We start from the raw sequence: 1,894 nt of genomic DNA, 5'->3' as shown, positions 1-1,894 counted from the left end.
GAAATCGGAAGTAATTCAGGAAAGCTTTATGATTCGTCAGTTGTGAATAGCTGTCTGGAGTTGTTCCAGAGTGGCTTCTCGTTTAAAGCCCATGAGGAGTGATTTTGTGGAGAAGCGAGACTCGATTGGTAAACATTACAGCTTACTCTATGAGTCTATTGCGGACAATCCAGATCTGCTCATCTGCAGGTGGAAGGCCGATACAACACTAACTTATGTTAATGATGCCTACGCCGAGTTCTACGGTATGGAAAAGGATCAACTTCTCGGAAAGCGGTGGATTGATCACGCCGAAAGGGATCCAAGCAGGGAGCTTGAGAAGACCTTGCACAGCAAAGCAGAAGTTGAACATTCTTTCCAGAGGGAAGATCCCGCGGTGGCTGCCGATGGAGCCGTTCACTGGATTCACTGGTACAATCAATCGGTGCATGACGCCGCCGGGAAGCTGATTGAATACCAGTCGGTTGGAATTGACGTAACTGAGCAGAAGGAAGCCAGGAGAAGAATTGCTGAATCCGAACGTACTCTTCAGCTTATTCTGGACAACCTTGATGAGATAGTTGCGTATCATAATCCCGATCTCAGTATTGTCTGGGCGAACAAAGCATTCAGAGATAGGGTGGCGGTAGACAAAGAGAGTCTGCTGGGCAAGACATGCTATCACCTGTGGTACGGAAGGCAAACTCCTTGCGACAATTGCCCTGTATCGAAGGCCGTCAGGGAAAAGAAAACAGTTGTTTAGGAGATCGAGCAAAACGGAATCATCTGGCACATCAAGGCATACCCGATCTTCGATACTTCCGGAGATCTACTGGGAGTAGTGGATCTGGCGTATGACAAGACAAGAGAACGCGAGATCTATTCTAGACTGAGAGAGCGCGAAGAGAAGTACAGGGCAATTGTTGAGTCCACAGACGACATAATCTTTGAACTGGATCGAGAAAGCAGGCTTATTGCTGTTTTTGGGAGTTGGATAGAGAACTCAGAAACTGATACAGACTTCTTCATTGGCAAGACCGCAGCCGACATTCTTCCTGAAGGGACAGCAGAAGTACATATCATGAACAACAAGATAGCTCTCAGCGGAGAGCCGACTACATATGAGTGGAGCTTTGGCGAAGGCCTCGACCAGAAATACTATAGTATTAATCTGTCGCCGGTATTCGATGATAATGGGGAAGTCTCAGGTCTAGTCGGAATTGGCAGAGACATTACGGAACTCAAGAAGGCGGAAGAAGCTCTCAGAAGAAGCAGGGATGATCTTCTGCTAACAATGTCCAGCCTTCTTAAGGTCAAGGATCCCTACACGGTTGATCATCAGAGAAAGGTCGAAAGAATATCTACAGCGATTGCAGAACGACTCAAACTCCCCAATGAAAGACTTGAAGCACTGAGAATAGCAGCTATTGTCCATGACATAGGGAAACTTTCCATTCCGGCAGATATACTTAACAAGCCCGGAAAGCTTAATGAGATTTAATGGGCTTTGATCAAGAACCATCCCGACGAAGGATTCAAAATCCTGAAGGAGATCCATTTCGGTCTGCCGGTTGCAGAAATAGTCAGGCAGCATCACGAGAGAATCGATGGATCCGGTTATCCTAGAGGTCTGAAAGACGGGGAGATAATGCTTGAGGCAAGAATTCTTGCAGTTGCAGATGTTGTCGAGGCCATAGGCTCTCATCGTCCTTACAGACCTGCATTGGGACTTGAGATAGCCCTCGAAGAGATTAAGTCAGGAGTTGGCACGAAGTATGATGAAGAAGTGGTGAAAGCCTGTCTTGAGCTCTTCAGTTCTGGGTTTTTGCCGATCTAGACATCAGATTTTAAACTGCAGAAGCTCTCTTCCCTGGAACTGTGGACGTTGTGAACTGCACGGATAATGAGAATTTCG

At 46.8% G+C, this 1,894-nt stretch carries 3 protein-coding genes; all 3 read left to right on the top strand.

Annotation, left to right across the window (positions count from 1 at the left end; translation table 11 throughout):
* The first annotated feature begins 70 nt into the window (after nt 1-70).
* The 3 genes from ENN47_04915 to ENN47_04905 all read left to right on the top strand — a co-directional run bounded on the left by ENN47_04915 (nt 71) and on the right by ENN47_04905 (nt 1,816).
* The gene (locus tag ENN47_04915; GenBank protein ID HDP77524.1) at nt 71-742 is read left to right on the top strand and encodes a PAS domain S-box protein; all 672 of its coding nucleotides are present in this window, start codon (nt 71-73) and stop codon (nt 740-742) included.
* 78 nt (nt 743-820) lie between these two features.
* Nucleotides 821-1,480, top strand: a complete 660-nt coding sequence (locus ENN47_04910; protein ID HDP77523.1) for a PAS domain S-box protein — start codon at nt 821-823, stop codon at nt 1,478-1,480.
* A gap of 6 nt (nt 1,481-1,486) precedes the next feature.
* The gene (locus ENN47_04905; GenBank protein ID HDP77522.1) at nt 1,487-1,816 is read left to right on the top strand and encodes an HD domain-containing protein; all 330 of its coding nucleotides are present in this window, start codon (nt 1,487-1,489) and stop codon (nt 1,814-1,816) included.
* The last annotated feature ends 78 nt before the right edge of the window (nt 1,817-1,894 follow it).

This window comes from Mesotoga infera (assembly GCA_011045915.1).
In the GTDB taxonomy this organism is placed as follows: Bacteria; Thermotogota; Thermotogae; order Petrotogales; family Kosmotogaceae; genus Mesotoga; species Mesotoga infera_D.
Note: the sequence above shows the minus strand (reverse complement) of the source record. Positions and strands in the feature narration are given on the sequence as shown.